This window comes from Bacillus sp. AFS031507 (assembly GCF_002584635.1).
GTDB lineage: Bacteria > Bacillota > Bacilli > Bacillales > Cytobacillaceae > Neobacillus.
In genome coordinates this window covers 44405-64138 of the sequence record NZ_NUOW01000025.1, presented here as the reverse complement: position 1 = coordinate 64138, position 19734 = coordinate 44405, and the positions used below count along the sequence as shown (strand labels likewise).

The following is a 19734-nucleotide window of genomic DNA, read 5'->3' as shown; positions in this document are numbered from 1 at the left end:
AACTGAAAAGAGGGGGATCATTATGACAATTGAAACGAAAGCTACCGGTATACAGTCATTACAAATTGGGTTAAACATATTAGAAATCTTAGCAATGGATAAAGAGCCTCTAAAGTTTTCTGATATTCAAAACCGAACTTCTATGACAAAAGGTAATTTATATAAATATTTGGCAACACTATACCAATTTGGATTAATCAATCGTAATCCTCATACAAACACGTATACGCTTGGACATAAATTAGTACAGTTAGGAAATATTGCTTTAGGTCAAACTTCTTTAATTGAAGTGGTTATACCCTATTTCAAAAAGATCACCGAGCACACGAGCCTAACAGTACTACTGGCTGTTCCTTCGATAAAAGGCCCACTCATTTCATATATTTTAAGTGCAGATTATGGAATAAATATCGGAGCACAAATGGGGACACACTTGCCGCTCTCCTCCTCAACCGGCGTCGTTTTTTCTGCTTTTGAAAAAGATGTCCTCATGAAAGAATGGGAAGAAGAGGAATTATCCCAGCTCAATGAAAGTGATTTACAGCAATATCAAGATGAAAAGGAAAAAACAAGAGAGTTGTTTTTTGCATCAAAAACTGAACCGCTAATCAATCATGTCTCTTCTTTTAGTGTCCCTTTATTAAATTTCAACAATGAACTGATCGGAGCCATTACCATCGTTGGTATAACTGAGACAGTACCAAAATCAGTGGATCATCCGATTGGACAATACGTTCTCAAAACCGCAAAGGAAATTTCACAATATTATGGTTTTATAAATTAATCTCCTACTCTTCCATCTGCGTTTTAGCATGAAGTTCTTCTATAGAAGTTTATGCTTTTTATATTGCAATACTGGATATTTGGGGAGAGATGAAAGGATAATAGGATTTTATTTTTTCTGAAAACAAATAATATTGACAATCTTATCAAAACATATTAATATTTTTTATAAATAGTGAACTAGTTTCACAATTAGTGAAAACAAGGAGGACAACAATGAAACTTATTAATTTTACTGTCGCTGGGCATACTCGTGCAGGGGCAATCGTGGACAACCAAGTAATCGACTTAAACTATGCGTACCAAGCACAGTTAAAAGCAGAAGGAAAATACCGTTTCGAAGCCATCGCAAAAGCATATGTGCCAGAAAATACAGACGAGTTATACCAAGGTGGTAAAGAATCACTGCAACTAGCGCAAAATGCAATCGATTTCATATTAGCTAATCCTGAAAGCTTTGATAAAAAAGTGATTTACAATCTTGAGGATGTCAAGGTAGAAGCACCTGTTCAACGGCCAGGCAAAATTATTTGTGTTGGTCACAACTACCGCGAGCACATTTTAGAAATGGGTCGTGAACTCCCAACCCATCCAGTTATTTTTGCAAAATTCGCTAATACCATTTTAGGACCCGAGGACGATATTCCACACTATCCAATTTCAGACCAACTTGACTATGAAGCCGAGTTTACTTTTGTTGTTGGCAAACAAGCACGCAATGTTTCCGAAGAAGATGCATTAGACTATGTAGCAGGTTATACCATTACAAATGACGTCACCTATCGTGATATTCAACGACGCACTCTTCAATGGTTACAAGGAAAAACAGTTGAAGGTAGTGCACCGATGGGACCCTATTTAGTAACTTCCGATGAGTTACTAAATCCATCTGGCTTAGATGTTGTTCTAAAAGTAAATGGGGAAATACGTCAAAAAACAAATACTGCGAATCTAGTATTCTCCGTTCAAAAATTAGTAGCATTCTTATCCAATTTAATGACATTAGAGCCAGGGGATGTTGTTTTAACAGGAACTCCTGGGGGTGTTGGAGTTGCGATGAATCCTCCGCAATTCTTAAAAGATGGAGACGTCGTTCGGATTGAGATCGACCAACTTGGTGCGCTTGAAAATAAGGTAAAGGCAACAGATGTCTTAGCCACTGTATAATTAGGATTTGCATGGGGTCTAGCAGCATACGCTGCTCCCCTTTTCGATATAAATTTGAATAATAAAGGAGAATGTGAAATGGCTGAAGTAAATCCAGAAGTTCAGGAGTTTATGAAAAGCTCAATTGTAACCGATTACACAAGAGATATTCAACAATACAACTTAGGACCTCTTTGGGAAGCAATTCCAGCAATTATGCACAAAACGCCAAAGCCTCAGGCACAAGCTTATCTTTGGAGCGATGAATTACTCAAAAAGAAAATGGCTGAAGCCGCTCAAATCTTCACACCAGAACGCGGTGGGGAACGTCGTGCGATTTATTTCCAAAATCCAGGCTTAACTTATCGTGAACCTTGGGGATGGGGATCTACTACTCAAACGATTTATGCAGCTATTCAAATGTTATTGCCTGGTGAGCAAGCTCCCTCTCACCGTCACTCACAAAGTGCCTTGCGCTTCATTTCTGAAGGATCAGGTGCATACACGATCGTACAAGGTCAGCGTATTTTCATGGAAGAAGGCGACTTTTTAATTACTCCAAAGGGCTTATGGCATGGACATGCCCATTTAGGTACAGAGCCGATGTATTGGATGGATGCTTTAGATATCCCTACTCTTTACGCAATTGGTGGTACCTTCTTTGAACCTTATGAAGATGGTTTACAACAACCAGATATTCCAGATAACTTTTCAGAGATCCGTTATCGTGGCGGCATGGTTCGTCCTGTTGGTGATGAAAAATTCACAGTTGCTCCACTTGCTAATTATAAATGGGATCGAACGGTAGAAGGAATTAAAGGCTTGATGGAATTCGATCCAAATCCACACCATGGATATGCAGTAGATTACATTAACCCATCTACAGGTAAATCGGCGAACCCGACGCTTGGCACTCGAATGCAGCATTTACCACATGGGTTCCAAACCAAGGCATTACGCCATACACACTCAACTGTTTACCAAGTACACAAAGGTTTAGGTCACACAGTCATTAATGGCATTCGCTTCGATTGGAAAAAAGGCGATTACTTCGTTGTTCCAAACTGGGCTTGGTATGAACACTTTGCTTCAGAAGACTCTTACCTCTTCTCAGTAAACGATTTACCAATTATGAACCGTTTCGACTTAGAACAAGAGCAATTGTTTGAAGAAAACAACGGCCACCAAAAAATGACTGGCGAATTTAAAGCGGACTTCCGTTAAAAGAATGATTTAAAAAAACGCTCACATTGAGCGTTTTTTTCATTTGCAAATTTGAAGGTTAGCCTTTATGACCACTTCACTAGTGAATTAAGTAATATACCCACGGCAAAAAGCAGCAGCATGATATGTGTGTATTTTAACGTACGCTTTCGTTTATTTTGAAGAAAAATCAATATCCAAAGAATAGCTAAAACGATATGAATAAAGTCTAGTACATGTTCATCTCCTGCCATTAGCACCATCTCCTAGGATCTTCGTTTACATGTGTTTCCGAAAGTCCCCCGATATCCCATCTTCCTTTTCTTTTCAGCCATTTTTAGGCTCCTATCATCCGATACCAAATGATCATTTAAACAGGGCCTTATGAAATCAACTCAAGCAAATACAATCGTTTTATTACCATGAACAAGTACTTTATCTTCAACATGCCAGGAAACGGCTTCGGCGAGAACTCTTTTTTCCACATGACGCCCCGCAGTCTTTAAATCCGCTACTGTATAGCGATGATTAATACGCTGTACATCTTGTTCAATAATTGGTCCTTCATCAAGATCATTTGTTACATAATGGGCAGTTGCTCCTATTAACTTCACCCCTCGGTTAAACGCTCTTACATAAGGATTTGCCCCAACAAAAGCCGGTAGGAATGAGTGATGGATGTTAATAATTTGTTTAGGATAATGCGAAATGAAATTAGGAGAAAGAATTTGCATATACCTGGCCAGAACAATAAAATCTACTTTCCCTTTCAATAGTTCAAGTGCTTTCTGTTCGGCATCTCCTTTCGTTTCTTGAGACAGCGGGATATGATAAAAAGGGATGCCATAACCCTCAACCAATTCTTTTAAATCAGTATGATTACTGATCACCATAGGGATATCCACAGGAATTTCATTAGATTTCCACCGCCATAAAAGCTCACTGAGACAGTGGTCCGCTTTGGAAACAAAGATGGCCATTCGCTTTCTTCTTTCATTACTGCTCAATTGCCAATCCAAAGCATAATCCCGCGCCATCACATGTAGATCTTTTTCAAGTTTTTCAAATGTAGAATCAAATTCTTCCAAATCAAACTCGATCCGCATAAAGAATATTCCTGCTTGTGGGTCCGTTGTATGTTGGTCAAAATGTACAATATTCGCTTTGTGTTCTAATAAAAAATTCGTTACCGTCGAGATAATCCCCGGCTTTTCTGGACAAGAAATTAATAATTTTGCACGGTTCAGCTTTACTTTTGTGTGCATTGCACTTTCACCATCCTTAGGGTTATGATTGATGTTGTATTATGCATGAATTGCCTTTCCATCTACCGCAAGTGCGGCTTCACCAATTGCTTCAGCCAATGTCGGGTGGGGATGGATCGTATGAGCAATATCCATGGCGGTTGCGTTTAATACACGAGCTAGGCCTATTTCTGTAATCATATCCGTTACATGTGGACCTACCATATGGGCTCCTAACAGCTTATTCGTTCCTTCTTCAACAACGAGTTTGACAAAACCATCTGATTCACCAAAAACCAATGCCTTTCCGATGGCACGGAATGAAAATTTACCAGTTTTTACTTGATACCCTTTTCCCTTTGCTTCTACTTCTGTGAGCCCAACACTTGCTACTTCTGGGCTGCTGTATACACATTTTGAAACAAGAGTCGAATCAAGTGGTGCAGGGTTTTCTCCTGCCATATGTTCAATCGCGATGATCCCTTCATGTGAGGCAACATGGGCCAGCTGCAAGCCGCCAATCACATCACCTATAGCGTAAATGTTTGGTTCATTCGTTTGATAAAACTCATTTGTTTTTATTAAATCACGATCCAGATCAATGGTTGTATTTTCAAGCCCAAGGCCTTCCGTATTTGGTAATCGTCCTACCGAAACTAAAAGCTTATCCGCAGAAAATGGCGTTTCTTTTCCTTTATGCTCCGCTTTAATCGAAACACCATCACCTTTTTCAAGTGTCTCAGGCAGCACTTTTGCACTAGTGACGATTTTCACACCTTTTTTCTTCATTAAACGCTGGATTTCCTTTGATACATCTTGATCTTCTGTTGGTAATATACGATCGGCATATTCAAGTACGGTTACTTGTAATCCGAAGTCCACGAGCATCGATGCCCATTCGATTCCAATTACTCCGCCCCCAACAATAATAATCGAATTTGGAAGCGTCTCCATTTTTAAGGCTTCATCCGATGTCATCACATAGCTTTCATCTACTTCTAGGCCATGGAGTGTTCTTGGACGAGAGCCTGTTGCAATCAAAATATTCCGGGGGCTTAAAATGATTTCCTCTTCTTGATTATTCAATTCCACTAGAACATCGTTTGACTGCAAGATACTACCTTTCCCATCATAAACATCGATCTTTCCTTTTTTCATTAAATGTTGGACACCTTTAAATAGCTGAGCCGTAATTTCTTCTTTCCGAGCCTGTACTTTTGAGAAATCAAGTCCAACTTCTGAGGCAATGACACCATACTTATCTACATTTTTTGTTTGAGCGTACACTTCTGCGCTTCTTAATAAAGCCTTACTAGGGATACAACCAGCATGAAGGCATGTTCCACCGATTTTTCCTTTTTCAATAACCGCCGCTTTTAAACCTAATTGGGAAGCGCGAATGGCAGCAACGTACCCACCTGTTCCGCCGCCGATAATAACAACATCATATTCTTTTGTCATCTTCGTGTCTCCTTTAATAAAAATATGTAATTATATCTATAGGAAAACTTGGTTTAATATCATCATAAAACAGTTCAAAACTCCATTCCATATTACACCTCAACAATGTACCTATTAAATAATTTCAATTGCACATGCACTAGAGGCAAAGCTTTCTCCAACTAGAAAACCGTGTTCAGCGCTATAATCGATTTGTGTTTCTTCATTTATATAGCGTTTTGTAAAACGATCCAGCAAAATCTGAATCCCATCCATCTCAATGATAAAATCGTTTCGTCGTGGTTCATCAAATACAATGGAAAACTTAACAGTCATACCACATCCGCCAGCGACTTCGGCGTCAATACGGGGAGTCTGGTCTCCATTGACTACCATTTCCTTTAGCTTGTTCATGGCTTCTTTTGTCATTTTTATCATAGTTGGACCTCTCTCCCCTTATTTTAAGTGATTACGCATTCGCTTTTGCTGCATTGACCTGTTCGTCAGCATGATAAGAGGAGCGAACGAGCGGACCTGCTTCGCAGTGACTAAAGCCTTTTGACATGGCAATGTTCTTTAGTTCTTCAAACTCTTGTGGACTCCAATATTTTTGGACTTTAAGATGATGTTTGGTTGGTTGCAAATATTGACCGATTGTCATAATATCTACATTGTTTGCACGAAGATCGTCCATCGTTTCTATAATTTCTTCTTTTGTTTCTCCTAGACCAATCATAATGCTTGATTTTGTTGGAATAGTAGCATTCATTACTTTTGCTCGTCTCAAAAACTCAAGGGAACGTTCGTAAGTTGCCCGTGAACGAATTCTAGGTGATAAACGTTTCACTGTCTCAATATTGTGATTTAAAATGGCTGGCCTGGCATCCATTAATGTTTTTAAGTTGTCATATTCACCTTTCATATCGGATGGGAGGACTTCAATGCTACAGAATGGATTGCGGCGTCTCACTGCCCGTACCGTTTCAGCAAATACCCCGGCTCCTCCATCTTTTAAATCATCACGAGCAACCGCTGTAATCACGACATGCTTTAAGCCCATCTGCTCCACTGATCCAGCCACACGTTCTGGCTCTTCCCAATCAAGCTCTGTCGGCAGCCCTGTTTGAACCGCACAGAATCGGCAGGCACGCGTGCATACACTTCCTAAAATCATAAAGGTTGCAGTTTTACGTTCAGCCCAGCATTCATGAATGTTTGGGCATTTCGCTTCTTCACAGACCGTATGTAGCTTTTTTTCACGCATCATTTTTTTTAGGCCAGTATATTGTTCATTCGTATTTAATTTTATTTTTAGCCATTCCGGTTTGCGAACATAATCAATAGACATATCTTCCACTCCTATGAACAGTCATGAAGTTTTTGGTTTATATTAAACCACCGAGAATGACATCGTGAGAAAATTTATTTTCTCTTTATCTTCATTCTCAGTGGTTCATGTTTACCCATTCGTTTAAGACATTACGGTTTCTCTTTTTACTGCTTCTTCTTTTGTATAACGCAAGATTGGTGTTCTAGCTGCCTGTACTTCATCCAATCGGCCAATAACCGTAGTATGTGGTGCGTCTAATACGACACCTGGATTTTCTTCCACTTCTTTTGCAATTTGAATCATGACATCCGCAAAAGCATCTAGTGTTTCTTTTGTCTCTGTTTCTGTCGGTTCAATCATCAAACATTCCTCCACATTTAGCGGGAAGTAGATGGTAGGTGGATGGTAGCCAAAATCAAGCAGACGTTTGGCCATATCAAGTGTTCTTACACCAAGTTTTTTCTGTCTTGATCCAGATAACACAAATTCATGCTTACAAATTTGTGAATACGGTGCCTCAAAATACGGCTCGAGTTTTTTGCGCAGATAATTCGCATGTAGTACTGCACTTTCCGACACTTGACGTAACCCCTCAGGTCCCATTGTGCGAATATAGGTGTACGCACGTAATAGAATACCGAAGTTTCCATAATATCCTTTAACTCGACCGATCGATAGCGGTTGGTTAGAATCTAGCACATATACCTCATTCACTTTCTCAACTCGCGGTACTGGTAAAAACGGAATCAGTTTCTCTTTTACACCGACTGGACCTGCACCTGGGCCACCGCCCCCATGTGGTGTAGTAAATGTTTTATGAAGATTTAAGTGCACGATGTCAAAGCCCATTTGACCCGGAGTAGATTTCCCTAAGATGGCATTCGCATTAGCTCCATCATAGTATAATAAGCCGCCTGCTTCGTGAACAACCTTAGCGATTTCTACGATTTCTTTTTCAAACAGGCCGAGAGTATTTGGATTTGTTAGCATCAGTGCTGCTGTATTATCATTTACATGCTTCTTTAATTCTTCTAAGTCGACTAACCCATGCTCATTGGATGGAATCGTTATGGTTTCAAAACCGGCAACCGATGCACTTGCAGGGTTTGTTCCGTGTGCGGAGTCTGGAACAAGGACTTTCGTTCTCACCTCTCCTTTTTGCTTATGGTAGGCTTTGACCATCATTAACCCTGTCCATTCACCTTGAGCTCCTGCTGAAGGCTGTAAAGTCACTGCATCCATTCCTGTGATGACAGCTAACTCTTCCTGTAATTCATATAAGACCTCTAGTGCGCCTTGTACTGTTTCAGTTGGCTGGTATGGATGAATGCGGCTAAACCCTTCCAAACGTGCTACATCTTCATTAATTTTCGGATTGTACTTCATTGTACAAGAACCAAGTGGATAGAAGCCATTATCGATCCCATGGTTTTTATTCGAAAGCGCTGTGTAATGGCGAACAAGCTGCAACTCTGATACTTCCGGGAGTTCGGCTGGTAGGTCACGAATCAAATGCTTGGGAAGTTTATCATTTAGATCAACAGAATCAACGTCACTTTCCGGAAGGCTTGATCCAACACGTCCTTGACGACTGATTTCAAAAATTAGGTCATTATATTCAACCATTTACAACTTCCTCCAATACCTCGATAAATTGGTCAATCTCTTCTTTTGTTCTCTGCTCTGTTACTGCTAGTAGCATTTGATTTTCTAAACCGTAATCCGTTCCTAAATCAAACCCACCGATGATACCTGCCTCAAGAAGTTTGGCATTGACTTCCTTTACCGGACGAGGAAGCTTGACAACAAATTCATTAAAGAATGGCGCTTTATTCATAATGGTAAAGCCTTTTTTATTTAGAGATTTTGCCATGTAATCGGCTTTTTCAAAGTTTAATTGGGCCATTTGACGAATTCCTTGCTTTCCAAGTGCACTCATACAAACTGCAGAAGCAAGTGCATTTAATGCTTGGTTTGAACAAATATTGGATGATGCTTTATCACGGCGAATATGTTGTTCGCGTGCTTGCAGGGTTAATACAAATCCGCGTTGTCCTTTTTCATCTTTCGTTTGCCCGACAATTCGTCCTGGGATTTTTCGCATGAATTTCTTACTTACCGTAAAATAACCGCAGTGTGGGCCGCCGAAGGACATCGGGATTCCTAATGGCTGCATATCCCCAATCACAATGTCTGCTCCAAGTTTACCAGGAGCCTGCAAGAGTGCCAGTGCCAATGGATTGGCGCTTACAATGAAAAGCGCTCCTTTTGTATCCGCAATATTCTTAATTTCTGCTAGATCCTCAATGGAACCGAAAAAGTTTGGGTATTGAACAATAACAGCAGCAGTGTTTTTATCAATTTGTCCTTGCAGCTTCACTAAGCTTGTCTCATCATCAGTAAGATTGACGTCTTCAACTATATAACCTTGGCCAGCTGCTACCGTATTTAAGATGGCACGTGATTCAGGATGAACTGCCTTTGACACAAGTACTTTGGAACGTCGTGTTGATGCAACAGCAAGTGATGCAGCTTCCGCAAGAGATGTAAAGCCATCGTACATCGAAGAATTGGCCACATCCATTCCTGTCAGCTCACAAACCATGGTTTGGAATTCAAAAATCGCCTGTAATTCACCTTGGCTGATTTCCGGTTGGTATGGTGTATAGGCTGTGTAAAATTCGGACCGTGAAATCATATGATTAACCACACTTGGAATATAGTGATCATAGGTTCCTGCACCAAGAAAGGTTGGGTAATGATTAGCATTTTTATTTTTGGAAGCAAGTTGATTCATTTTTTTCAAAAGGAGCGGCTCAGGCACTGCCTCTGGAATAGGCAGCTCACCCTTTAGTTGAATTTCAGCTGGAATATCTTCAAATAACTCATCTATCGAAGAAATATTTAAAAAAGCAAGCATTTCCTCTTGATCTTGTTTCGTATCAGGGAGGTATCGATAAGTGGAAGTCATTTTATTCCTCTCCTTCATTAATAAATGCTTGGTACGCATCTTCATTTAAAAGTGATTCCAATTCTTCAGGATTGGACATTTCCACTTCTACTAACCAACCTGCTTCAAATGGATGTTCGTTAATCGTCTCAGGAGCATCTCCTAACTCTTCGTTTACAGTAACAACCTTACCTGATACAGGAGCGTATAGGTCAGAAACTGCTTTTACTGATTCGATGGTACCCATTGATTCATTCGCTGTTACTTCATCATCCACTTCTAAGGTTTCTACAAAGACAATATCTCCTAATTGCTTTTGTGCAAAATCAGAGATTCCAATACGTACTCGATTTCCGTCTAATGGTAATACCCACTCATGTTCTTTGCTATATAGTAAAGTTGCTGTTGCTTTTGTCATGGTTTCTCTTCCTTCCGATTGTAAATTCAAGTTTGATCATTCAGTTCTTAATTTCATGTAAGTTTACGTAACAGTCGGCCTGCCTATCATCTTTGTGCAAGTTAACCAGAGAACTCTATCACTCTATTAACCCTTTTTATAGAACGGTGTTTTTACAACAACTGCATCAATCTGTTTATTACGGATTACCACTTTTAATAGTGTCCCCACTTCTGCATGGTCTGCGGATATTAGTGCAAGGCCTATGCTTTTCTTTAAAGATGGTGATTGGGTTCCTGAAGTAACAACACCAATTGCCTCTCCACCTTCTGAAACTACTTGATAACCGTGGCGTGGAATCCCCCGGCCTGTTACCTCAATTCCTACTAATTTTCGTTTTAATCCGGCTTCTTTTTGTGCTGAAAGTACGGATTTACCGATAAAATCACTTTCTTTTTTCGTTTTTACGGCAAAGCCGATTCCAGCTTCAAGGGGACTAATATCACTTAATAGCTCTTGACCATATAGTGCAAGACGTGCTTCTAAACGAAGCGTGTCACGTGCACCGAGGCCACATGGTTTTAAGCCATCCTCACTTCCTACTTCTAAAAGCTTTACCCAAAGTGCTTCGACTTGTGCAGCATCTAAATAAAGCTCAAAACCATCTTCTCCTGTATAACCTGTACGAGATACGAGCACATCTGTAATCCCGTCCAGATTGACATGTTGAGCAAATTTAAATGGACCAATTTCTGATAGATCTGTTTCCGTTAACTTTTGTAAAATACCTTCTGCCTTTGGACCTTGGATGGCAAGCTGTGCAGTGTCATTCGAAATATTTTGGAGCGTCACATCACCTTTTACATGCTGCTTCATCCATTCATAATCTTTCTCAATGTTTGCGGCATTAATGACGAGTAAATATTTTTCATCTGCTAATTTGTACACTAATAAATCATCGACTGTTCCGCCGTCTGGATAGCACATTGCTGTATATTGTGCTTGATCGATACTAAGCTTTGTTACATCGTTAGTGACAAGGTAGTTAATGTAACTCTCTGCATCTTGGCCCTCAACAAGCACTTCACCCATATGTGAGACATCAAAAAGACCTGCTTTTGTTCGAACCGCCTCATGCTCATCTAAAATGCTGGAAAACTGTACTGGCAATGCCCAGCCTCCAAAATCAATGACCTTCGCACCTGATTTTCCATAAATATCAAAAAGTGGTGTTTGCTTTAATACTGTTGCTGTCCCCATTGATAGACCCCCTACTTATGATTTCCGACAAAATAGTCGTTCCTTCACCTGTTTACCTGTTTCTGTCGTTGCTAGACCTCCAAGCGCAGTTTCTCGAAGTGTCCGAGGCATATCTTTTCCGACCCTATACATCGCTTCAATCACTTCATCACACGGAATGCGGCTTTCAATCCCAGCAAGAGACATATCAGCCGCTGAAAATGCGATGGAGGTTCCAATCACATTTCGCTTTATGCAAGGCACTTCAACAAGACCTGCTACTGGATCACAAACTAAACCCAAGAGTGACTTCATGGCAATGGCGGTCGCATTCACTGCTTGCTGTGGCGTGCCCCCTTTTAACTCAACGATTGTTCCTGCGGCCATGGCTGTTGCGGATCCTACCTCTGCCTGGCAGCCTCCAGCCGCCCCTGAAATGAACGAACGGTTTGCAATGACAAACCCAAGCATACTTGCCGTAAACAACCCCATGACTAAATCTTTATAGGGTGTGCCATCATTTTTATGAAGCGAAAACAATACACCAGGCAAAATACCGGCTGCCCCAGCAGTTGGAGTGGCTACAATAACCCCCATCCGTGCATTGCTTTCAGAAGTTGCCAATGAAAAGCTCATTGCATTGCTTACATAACTACCTGACAGAGATTTACCTTGATGTACGTAATCATACATTTTCACGGCATCCCCGCCAGAAATTCCACTCGGTGCGGTTGAGGCATCTTTTATACCGCTATCAACGGCTTCTTTCATTTTGATCAATCGCTCTTCCATCATGCTAATAATGGTTTCTTGGTCTCTTCCTGATTTTTCTGTTTCCATCATCAACATGATTTCACCAATGGTTTTTTGTTCTCTTTCACAAGCTTCAATCAGCTCTTTCATGGACTGTATCTTCATTAAATTGCCTCCATAAGTACTTTCCCTCTTGGTTGATAAGAACTAGCAAGGACTGTAAAGTCATCGCCTGCACTTAAACGAATATCTACCATCTTCTCGTTAATCATAAAGATTTTTGATAAGCCTCCACCAAGTGATGCACCGCCAACCTTTACAACACGATCTTCGTGTTTCACTGTCACGATTGTTGTATTTGGGTGGTCATAGTAGTCACAGATATCTTCAAATTCGAAATTGTACTGCATGCCAACTTCTTTTGCCCACTCCAATGAATGTTTAATGCGTGTATCATCGGTATCCATCCCAAGCAATCCGCCAAGAAGTGCTTTATCTGTTCCATGTCCTTGATAAGTTTCAGCAAAGGAATCATAAAATACAATCTTGACCTCTTGTGGACATTCTCCTAACAGTTCATAAATAAATTTCCCGATAGATACGACACCTGCTGTATGAGAACTCGACGGTCCCACCATAATCGGGCCAATAATGTCAAAACAACTCTGAAATTCCATCCTCATACCCCTTTCTTATACTGTGATTGCCTGTTGAAATAACGGATAGACTCCACAAATTGCTTTGGTTGTTTCTTTTGCTTTCTCAAGTACGGCTTTGTCCCCTTTGCTCTTCAAAACATCAGCGATAACTTGCCCGATTTTCACCATATCATCCTGTTTCATACCTCGTGTCGTTAAAGCCGCTGTTCCCATGCGAATACCGCTCGTAACAAACGGCTTTTCTGGATCAAATGGAATGGTATTTTTATTTACAGTAATGCCTGCTTCTTCTAATAATTTTTCTGCTTCTTTTCCAGTTAAATTCCACGGACGTAAATCTAAAAGGACGATATGATTATCCGTTCCACCAGAAACAAGGGCTGCACCTTCATTTTTTAATGTTTTGCCTAGTGTGTCGGCATTTAGAATGATTTGTTTTGCATATTCCTTAAAGCTTGGCTGCAATGCTTCATTGAATGCAACCGCCTTAGCTGCAATAATATGCATTAACGGGCCGCCTTGAATCCCTGGGAACACCGATTTATTAATGACTTTTATCATCTCTTCATCATTTGTTAAAATAATGCCGCCGCGCGGTCCTCGCAACGTTTTATGCGTAGTGCTCGTTACTACATCTGCGTATGGAACCGGCGATGGATGAAGACCTGCTGCAACAAGTCCCGCAATATGCGCCATATCTACCATGAATTTTGCGCCAACTTGATCAGCAATTTGTCTAAACCGTGCAAAATCAATCGTTCTAGTGTAAGCACTTGTACCTGCAATGATCAATTTCGGTTTTTCTTTTTTCGCGATCGCTTCCAGTTCATCATAATCAATCAATTGAGTATCTTCTCTCACACCATAGGACACTACCTCAAACCATTTTCCTGAAACACTAACAGGACTTCCGTGCGTTAAGTGCCCGCCATGAGAGAGGTTCATCCCCATCACTTTATCACCAGGTTGAAGCAGTGCGAAAAATACAGCAAAATTTGCTTGTGCACCTGAGTGAGGCTGAACATTGGCATATTTAGCACCAAACAGCTGAGTTAGGCGGTCAATCGCTATTTGTTCTGCCACATCGACAAATTCACATCCGCCATAGTAACGCTTCCCTGGATAGCCTTCTGCATATTTGTTCGTCATCACACTTCCCATTGCTTCTAAAACATCTTGGCTTACGAAGTTTTCAGAAGCGATCAACTCCAATGTTTGATGCTGACGATGCTGCTCTTTCCTAATTGCTTCAAAAATAGTTGAATCATTTTGTTGTAAACTCAAACCGTTTCCCCCTTGATTCGTTGTATTAGCTACCTCTATCAGTGTTTAACCTCGGATTTTATCTGTTTATTCCCAAGATAAAATCTGAAGCGAAACCATACTTTTTTGCACGCAAAAAAGGACAGAAAAGGGTAGCACATGGCTTTCTTCTACCCTTCTCTGTCCTTTTACCTGAGAGTTTAAGTTCGATTAAGAACCTTCCCCTTTGGTGGCGTAAACTGTATACGCGCTCTCCAGAGTTGCGTCCAATTGTGGTTCCATCTACCTGAGAGATTTGTTCCAAGGGTCTTTTTGGAACTTGCTCCTTCGGTGGCGTGTAAACTTGCACTCTCCCACAATCATCTTCCGCTTATTTATTTTTATTATTTTCAGAATAATAGTTAATGGAATCTAAGTCAAGCTTTTTTGAAAGCGGAAACATTATTTATTAATAAAAGTCATTTTTTTGGGTTGCCACTTAATTTTCTGCTACTTGTTGTTGATTCTCCTGATCCGCATAATCCGCCTTCTTTGTCAACATCTTATAAATCGCAATCAGCATGATAAACCAAACAGGTGTTACGAACAAGGCAACACGAGTGTCTTCCGCAAGTGCAAGTACGACAAGGACGAACGCTAGGAAGACAAGGATTAAGTAATTGGAAAATGGATAAAGCGGCAATTTAAATTTGTTCACTTTTGCAAGATCTGGTCTGGTTTTGCGGTATTTCAAATGACTGACGACAGTAATACCCCAAATAAAGATGAAACATACTGTAGAAATACTTGTAATCAGCGTAAATACTCCTTCTGGCATTACATAGTTCAACACAACGGCAATTAAAATAACAACAGTGGAAAAGAACAATGCATTGGAAGGTACCTGACGAGAAGTAAGTTTTGCAAATGGTACAGGTGCATTTTTATCTCTGGCAAGTGAGTATACCATCCGGCTTGTACTGAAAATGGCGCTGTTACATGCCGAAGCTGCAGATGTTAGAACGACAAAATTGACGATACCAGCAGCTGCAGCGATACCAACCGCCACGAATACTTGAACGAATGGGCTTTTCTCTGGATTGATGGCGTTCCACGGATAAATACTCATTATGACAATAAGGGCGCCAATGTAGAAAATTAATACCCGAATAGGGATATTATTGATTGCTTTTGGGATAACTTTTTCCGGGTCTTCTGTTTCACCTGCAGTTAGTCCTACAAGTTCAATGCCAACAAACGCAAACACCACCATCTGGAATGAGAGGATAAAGCCATTTATCCCATTTGGGAACATGCCGCCGTGACTCCATAGATTCGTGAAACTGGATGCGCCTGAATTTGTGGAAAAGCCTTTAATAATCATGAAAATTCCGACAACAATTAATGCAAGAATCGCAATAACTTTAATTAAGGCGAACCAGAATTCCATTTCGCCAAAAAGCTTTACGGTTGCAAGGTTCATAACGAGCAAAACGACTAGTGCAATTAATCCTGGCATCCACTGTGGTACACTTGGAAACCAAAACTGAGTATAGAGACCAACTGCTGTTAAATCCGCCATTGCAATTGAAATCCAGCAAAACCAGTAGGTCCAGCCTGTAATAAATGCTGCCATATTACCTAAATAGTCTCTTACAAAGTCAACAAAAGAATGGTATTTCAAATTGGATAAAAGCAGTTCTCCAAGGGCGCGCATGATTAAAAAGCAAATGACCCCTGTAATCAAGTAGGCAAATAAAATCGATGGACCTGCTAAATGAATAGATTTACCTGCTCCAAGAAATAATCCTGTTCCGATAGCCCCGCCAATAGCGATAAGTTGAACGTGCCTGTTTTTTAATCCTCTTGACAATGTTTGTTCCTGCATATGAATTCCCTCTCTCTACTTTTCAAGGATGTTTGCAATTTTTTGATGGCTTTAAATAATATGTAAAATCAATAATTGCAAATGGATCCCAATGAAAGTTTAATATTTATTTAGTCAATTAGGCATAAATAAGCGCTTACATTTTTCTAAAAAATATATATTCAACAGGACAATCATGATGCGCCTCTCCAATTATTAGTTTTGTCTTTAACTCCTCCTTTTTTGTTTCTTACTATTTTTCTCCACAAAAAAAAGGACAGAGAAAAATAGGCGTTCCCCATTTTCCTCTGTCCTTTTACCTGAGAGTATAACTCCTTTGGTGGCACATGGCGCTCTCCAGAGACGCGTCCTATTGTGGTCCTTTTACCTGAGAGATTGAGCCCAATTTTTGGGACTTGCTCCTTCGGTGCTAAACGATGCGTTTAGTCTCTCCCACAATACTCATCCGCAATTATTAATATAATTAAATCCTAATCTATCGAAAGCATGATGTCAAATGAATTTTCTGAATTTAAATATTATTATAATTTTTTAGAAATATAGAGGGCATTGTTATCAGACACTTGTTGATGATTTTTTTGAAAATAGTTTCATTCTATTTCTCCCCCGATTTCCTATTTAAATACTTACAAAAAAGTGTAAAACTAGTTAAATCATAAACGTATCATTTTAGGTGAATTTGTATTTTTTAAGATTTAAAACATTCAGATATATATACCCATAGCTAAAGTCCTAGCTTTAAAACATATAAGAACGCAAAATTGATATAAATTAAGCGCAAACTTAAATCAATCAAAAAAAAAAAGCCAAAAACTAGATCTTGGCCCGTCGACCTTTATGGAGTTTTTTCCGGTACCTTTACAAGCGCTGATTTTCGAAACTCTGATGGTGAAAAGCCTGTAAGCCTCTTAAAGTTGTTACTAAAATAAGCTAAATCCGAGTATCCAACTCTCTCAGCAATTTCAGCTAATCGTAAGGTTGTTTTTAGTAACAAACGTTTGCTTTCCTCAATTCGCAGCTCGGTAATATAATCGACAAACTTTTTGTTCAGCTGTTGTTTGAATAATTGACTAAGATAACTAGGATTCATATGGACAGATTCTGCCGCATCTTTCAGTGTAATTTGGTCTAATGGTGTTTTTTCTAAATACTGCAAAACCTTTTCGATCGTTGAGGAAGGAAGATTTTCATCCTCATTTTTTGGAGTATTCCTTTTTGTCTCTTCTTTTGATTTCATTTCTAGCCACTTTTCAAGGCAATCTTTTAACTCGGTTTCCTCTACTGGTTTTAGAAGATAATCGGTTACCCCTGTTCGAATCGCATGTTGAACAAATTGAAACTCGTCATGAACACTGATCACAATGACATCCTGTTTCTTCTTCAATTGACTCAATTCTTTTACTAACGAAAGCCCGTCCATTATCGGCATTCGAATATCCGTTAACACTAGATCTGCATCATTATGCTTAATCCAGTCGAGCGCTTCTAACCCGTTTTCACATTCGTGGACCACTTGCAAAGGAAGCTTCAACTTGTTTATCGTCCACTTAAGAGCTGTTCGAACCCATCTCTCATCATCAACCAACAAGATATTTTTCTTCATACTCTCTCCTCCTCCACATGATGATCTAGTATCGGTAAATGGATCAATACCTCAGTCCCTGAACCCTGTTCACTTTGAATGGTTATTCCATACTCGGGTCCAAACAAATAATGAATTCTTTGATGAACATTTACGATTCCTATATTTTTCCCATCACTAGTGGCCGTTTTTAAGTCCATTCTTTTCTTGATTTCTTCTAAAATATGATCCTTTATTCCTTCACCAGTATCGGAAATGCGAATAACAACGGAAGATTCAGAATGACGGAAAGCTGATATCACAATTTTTAATTTTCTAGTATTAGGACCAAAACCATGAACAAAACAATTCTCAACCAACGGCTGGAGGGAAAATTTTACCATTTCCAGTTCCATTACCCATTGAGGAATATCAAACATGTACTCAAAACGGTCCTCAAAGCGAAACTTTTGAATCTGCAGATACATTTCACAAAAATTCACTTCTTCTCTAAAACTCACGGTAGATGAATGATTATTTAGATTATACCGAAGTAGTTTTCCAAGTGAGAAAGACATGGTTGCAATATTTTCCTGATTTTCTTCCAATGCCATACCCCTTATAGTTTCAAGAGAATTGTATAAAAAGTGGGGATTCATTTGTGATTGCAGCATTTTTAATTCGACTTCTTTTTGTTTAAGTGACATTTCTGCTTCCTTTAACTTAGAGACGTATACTTCTTCAAGTAGATTGGATAGTTTCTCAACTGTATTATTAAAACCAGCAGTCAGTTGTCCGATTTCATCATTAGAATCCACTCGGACTCTGCCGTCTAATTTTCCAATTTCAACTTCCTTCATAAAATGTTGCAGACGACGGATGGGCCGAATGATGCTTGTGGCGAATCCGAACCCGATCAAATAGGCAATGATCAAAGAGACAAGAATGGTTAAGGATATGGCTTTTTCAATTTGAACGATTCCCCCCGTCAAATCTCGGTATGGGACTGCCGATAGAAACCTCCAGCCGAGGTTTCGAGAGAAAGTATAGGTAACAAAATCTCTCCGTTCATTTTCTAAAATTTCCGTGCTGCTTCCTTCTGTTTTCAGGTTTGAAAGTTGTTTGAATTCAACCCTTTTCCCGAGTTTTAAGTAGTCAGGATGGTAAATATAATGCCCGTTCGCATCTAAAATGGAAAAATAGCCATTTTTACTGATTGTTACCTTGTTAGAGATTTCTTCAATTCTTCTGAAATTGATATCAATAATAAGCATGCCTACAGGTAAGAGAGTCTGGGGATTATAAAGTCTCCTTACTAGTGAAATGACAGGCTGTTCCTTATTTTCTAATTTTAACTTTCTCATAACTAACATACTCATCCCATTAAGTGGGACTGACGAATACCAATATTCCTCTTTCATTTTCGCAGCAGGATAGAAATTTCTATTTCCAAGAGTATCAATAACCTGATTGTTATTAAGTAGTATAGTGATATTTGTTATATCTGCTCTTGAGTATTCTGCTTCTTTAAGGGTGTTACGAGTTGGTTCAATAAATTGATCTCTATTTTCTGACGTTTTCAATTTCAAAAGGCTCGATAATTCAGGAGAGTTGATAATTTTTAGACTGGTAATCTCAAAATCTTGTAAATAATATTCGATATGTGTCTCTACTTGATCAATTACTTGGCTGCTCGATTGTCTAAGTACATTTTCAAGTTCAACCGATGATCGATTGTATGAAATAACTCCAACTGAAATGACTGGAAAAATAACCAGAAAACTGGAGAAAACGCAGAGCTTTATCATCAGTGATTGATTTTTTAAGAGGATGTATCGTTCAAGGAATTCTGCGATTTTTCTCCACCACTTCATCATTGTTGTTATTCATTCCTATCTA

General features: G+C 39.5%; 18 protein-coding genes and 2 riboswitches. Of the genes, 3 read left to right on the top strand and 15 right to left on the bottom strand.

The window, feature by feature from the left end:
• The first annotated feature begins 22 nt into the window (after positions 1-22).
• The 3 genes from COE25_RS21685 (at position 23) to COE25_RS21675 (ending at position 3153) form a co-directional block, all read left to right on the top strand.
• A complete protein-coding gene (locus tag COE25_RS21685; protein WP_098934101.1) occupies positions 23-784 on the top strand; it encodes an IclR family transcriptional regulator in 762 nt (253 codons plus the stop codon).
• Between the two features lie 215 nt (positions 785-999).
• Positions 1000-1950 carry a fumarylacetoacetate hydrolase family protein gene (locus tag COE25_RS21680; protein ID WP_098934100.1) on the top strand — a complete coding sequence of 317 codons (951 nt, stop codon included), beginning with the start codon at positions 1000-1002 and terminating at the stop codon, positions 1948-1950.
• Between the two features lie 78 nt (positions 1951-2028).
• Entirely contained in the window at positions 2029-3153 is a 1125-nt protein-coding gene (locus COE25_RS21675) for a cupin domain-containing protein (protein WP_098934099.1), read from the top strand.
• A 65-nt stretch (positions 3154-3218) separates the two neighbouring features.
• Here COE25_RS21675 and COE25_RS30950 read toward each other — a convergent pair whose 3' ends face one another.
• From COE25_RS30950 to COE25_RS21605, 15 genes are all read right to left on the bottom strand, one after another.
• The gene (locus COE25_RS30950; protein ID WP_179195873.1) at positions 3219-3386 is read right to left on the bottom strand and encodes a hypothetical protein; all 168 of its coding nucleotides are present in this window, start codon (positions 3384-3386) and stop codon (positions 3219-3221) included.
• A 141-nt stretch (positions 3387-3527) separates the two neighbouring features.
• A complete protein-coding gene (gene purU / locus COE25_RS21670) occupies positions 3528-4397 on the bottom strand; it encodes a formyltetrahydrofolate deformylase (RefSeq protein WP_088088207.1) in 870 nt (289 codons plus the stop codon).
• 39 nt (positions 4398-4436) lie between these two features.
• Positions 4437-5837 carry a dihydrolipoyl dehydrogenase gene (gene lpdA, locus COE25_RS21665; protein WP_098934098.1) on the bottom strand — a complete coding sequence of 467 codons (1401 nt, stop codon included), beginning with the start codon at positions 5835-5837 and terminating at the stop codon, positions 4437-4439.
• Between the two features lie 114 nt (positions 5838-5951).
• Positions 5952-6254 carry an iron-sulfur cluster biosynthesis family protein gene (locus tag COE25_RS21660; protein WP_088088209.1) on the bottom strand — a complete coding sequence of 101 codons (303 nt, stop codon included), beginning with the start codon at positions 6252-6254 and terminating at the stop codon, positions 5952-5954.
• Positions 6255-6285: 31 nt separating this feature from the next.
• Positions 6286-7164 (bottom strand): lipoyl synthase, encoded by an 879-nt coding sequence (gene lipA, locus COE25_RS21655; RefSeq protein ID WP_098934097.1) that lies wholly within the window; start codon positions 7162-7164, stop codon positions 6286-6288.
• Between the two features lie 123 nt (positions 7165-7287).
• Positions 7288-8772 (bottom strand): aminomethyl-transferring glycine dehydrogenase subunit GcvPB, encoded by a 1485-nt coding sequence (gene gcvPB / locus COE25_RS21650; protein ID WP_098934096.1) that lies wholly within the window; start codon positions 8770-8772, stop codon positions 7288-7290.
• A complete protein-coding gene (gene gcvPA / locus COE25_RS21645; protein ID WP_098934095.1) occupies positions 8765-10117 on the bottom strand; it encodes an aminomethyl-transferring glycine dehydrogenase subunit GcvPA in 1353 nt (450 codons plus the stop codon). The genes gcvPB and gcvPA overlap by 8 nt, the downstream gene beginning before the upstream one ends.
• Position 10118: 1 nt before the next feature.
• Positions 10119-10514 carry a glycine cleavage system protein GcvH gene (gene gcvH / locus COE25_RS21640; RefSeq protein WP_098934094.1) on the bottom strand — a complete coding sequence of 132 codons (396 nt, stop codon included), beginning with the start codon at positions 10512-10514 and terminating at the stop codon, positions 10119-10121.
• 126 nt (positions 10515-10640) lie between these two features.
• Entirely contained in the window at positions 10641-11753 is a 1113-nt protein-coding gene (gene gcvT / locus COE25_RS21635) for a glycine cleavage system aminomethyltransferase GcvT (protein WP_098934093.1), read from the bottom strand.
• Positions 11754-11768: 15 nt separating this feature from the next.
• The gene (sdaAA, locus tag COE25_RS21630; RefSeq protein ID WP_098934092.1) at positions 11769-12650 is read right to left on the bottom strand and encodes an L-serine ammonia-lyase, iron-sulfur-dependent, subunit alpha; all 882 of its coding nucleotides are present in this window, start codon (positions 12648-12650) and stop codon (positions 11769-11771) included.
• Entirely contained in the window at positions 12650-13162 is a 513-nt protein-coding gene (locus COE25_RS21625) for a serine dehydratase beta chain (protein ID WP_098934091.1), read from the bottom strand. Before COE25_RS21625 ends, sdaAA begins: the two co-directional genes overlap by 1 nt.
• 15 nt (positions 13163-13177) lie before the next feature.
• Positions 13178-14428 carry a serine hydroxymethyltransferase gene (glyA, locus tag COE25_RS21620; RefSeq protein ID WP_098934090.1) on the bottom strand — a complete coding sequence of 417 codons (1251 nt, stop codon included), beginning with the start codon at positions 14426-14428 and terminating at the stop codon, positions 13178-13180.
• A gap of 242 nt (positions 14429-14670) precedes the next feature.
• Positions 14671-14773: riboswitch (glycine riboswitch) on the bottom strand.
• Positions 14774-14885: 112 nt separating this feature from the next.
• Positions 14886-16274 carry an amino acid permease gene (locus tag COE25_RS21615; RefSeq protein WP_088088218.1) on the bottom strand — a complete coding sequence of 463 codons (1389 nt, stop codon included), beginning with the start codon at positions 16272-16274 and terminating at the stop codon, positions 14886-14888.
• A 345-nt stretch (positions 16275-16619) separates the two neighbouring features.
• A riboswitch (glycine riboswitch) is annotated at positions 16620-16719 on the bottom strand.
• 390 nt (positions 16720-17109) lie between these two features.
• Entirely contained in the window at positions 17110-17877 is a 768-nt protein-coding gene (locus COE25_RS21610; RefSeq protein WP_098934089.1) for a response regulator transcription factor, read from the bottom strand.
• Entirely contained in the window at positions 17874-19712 is a 1839-nt protein-coding gene (locus tag COE25_RS21605; protein WP_218964336.1) for a sensor histidine kinase, read from the bottom strand. Before COE25_RS21605 ends, COE25_RS21610 begins: the two co-directional genes overlap by 4 nt.
• Between the last annotated feature and the right edge of the window lie 22 nt (positions 19713-19734).

What these genes read in the sequence shown, in the direction of transcription:
- COE25_RS21610 (WP_098934089.1), bottom strand. Translation starts at nt 17,877, where the DNA reads ATGAAGAAAAATATCTTGTTGGTTGATGATGAGAGATGGGTTCGAACA.
- COE25_RS21605 (WP_218964336.1), bottom strand. Translation starts at nt 19,712, where the DNA reads ATGATGAAGTGGTGGAGAAAAATCGCAGAATTCCTTGAACGATACATC.
- COE25_RS21675 (WP_098934099.1), top strand. Translation starts at nt 2,029, where the DNA reads ATGGCTGAAGTAAATCCAGAAGTTCAGGAGTTTATGAAAAGCTCAATT.
- lipA (WP_098934097.1), bottom strand. Translation starts at nt 7,164, where the DNA reads ATGTCTATTGATTATGTTCGCAAACCGGAATGGCTAAAAATAAAATTA.
- gcvPB (WP_098934096.1), bottom strand. Translation starts at nt 8,772, where the DNA reads ATGGTTGAATATAATGACCTAATTTTTGAAATCAGTCGTCAAGGACGT.
- gcvT (WP_098934093.1), bottom strand. Translation starts at nt 11,753, where the DNA reads ATGGGGACAGCAACAGTATTAAAGCAAACACCACTTTTTGATATTTAT.
- COE25_RS30950 (WP_179195873.1), bottom strand. Translation starts at nt 3,386, where the DNA reads ATGGCAGGAGATGAACATGTACTAGACTTTATTCATATCGTTTTAGCT.
- purU (WP_088088207.1), bottom strand. Translation starts at nt 4,397, where the DNA reads ATGCACACAAAAGTAAAGCTGAACCGTGCAAAATTATTAATTTCTTGT.
- gcvPA (WP_098934095.1), bottom strand. Translation starts at nt 10,117, where the DNA reads ATGACTTCCACTTATCGATACCTCCCTGATACGAAACAAGATCAAGAG.
- gcvH (WP_098934094.1), bottom strand. Translation starts at nt 10,514, where the DNA reads ATGACAAAAGCAACAGCAACTTTACTATATAGCAAAGAACATGAGTGG.
- sdaAA (WP_098934092.1), bottom strand. Translation starts at nt 12,650, where the DNA reads ATGAAGATACAGTCCATGAAAGAGCTGATTGAAGCTTGTGAAAGAGAA.
- COE25_RS21660 (WP_088088209.1), bottom strand. Translation starts at nt 6,254, where the DNA reads ATGATAAAAATGACAAAAGAAGCCATGAACAAGCTAAAGGAAATGGTA.
- COE25_RS21680 (WP_098934100.1), top strand. Translation starts at nt 1,000, where the DNA reads ATGAAACTTATTAATTTTACTGTCGCTGGGCATACTCGTGCAGGGGCA.
- COE25_RS21615 (WP_088088218.1), bottom strand. Translation starts at nt 16,274, where the DNA reads ATGCAGGAACAAACATTGTCAAGAGGATTAAAAAACAGGCACGTTCAA.
- lpdA (WP_098934098.1), bottom strand. Translation starts at nt 5,837, where the DNA reads ATGACAAAAGAATATGATGTTGTTATTATCGGCGGCGGAACAGGTGGG.
- COE25_RS21685 (WP_098934101.1), top strand. Translation starts at nt 23, where the DNA reads ATGACAATTGAAACGAAAGCTACCGGTATACAGTCATTACAAATTGGG.
- COE25_RS21625 (WP_098934091.1), bottom strand. Translation starts at nt 13,162, where the DNA reads ATGGAATTTCAGAGTTGTTTTGACATTATTGGCCCGATTATGGTGGGA.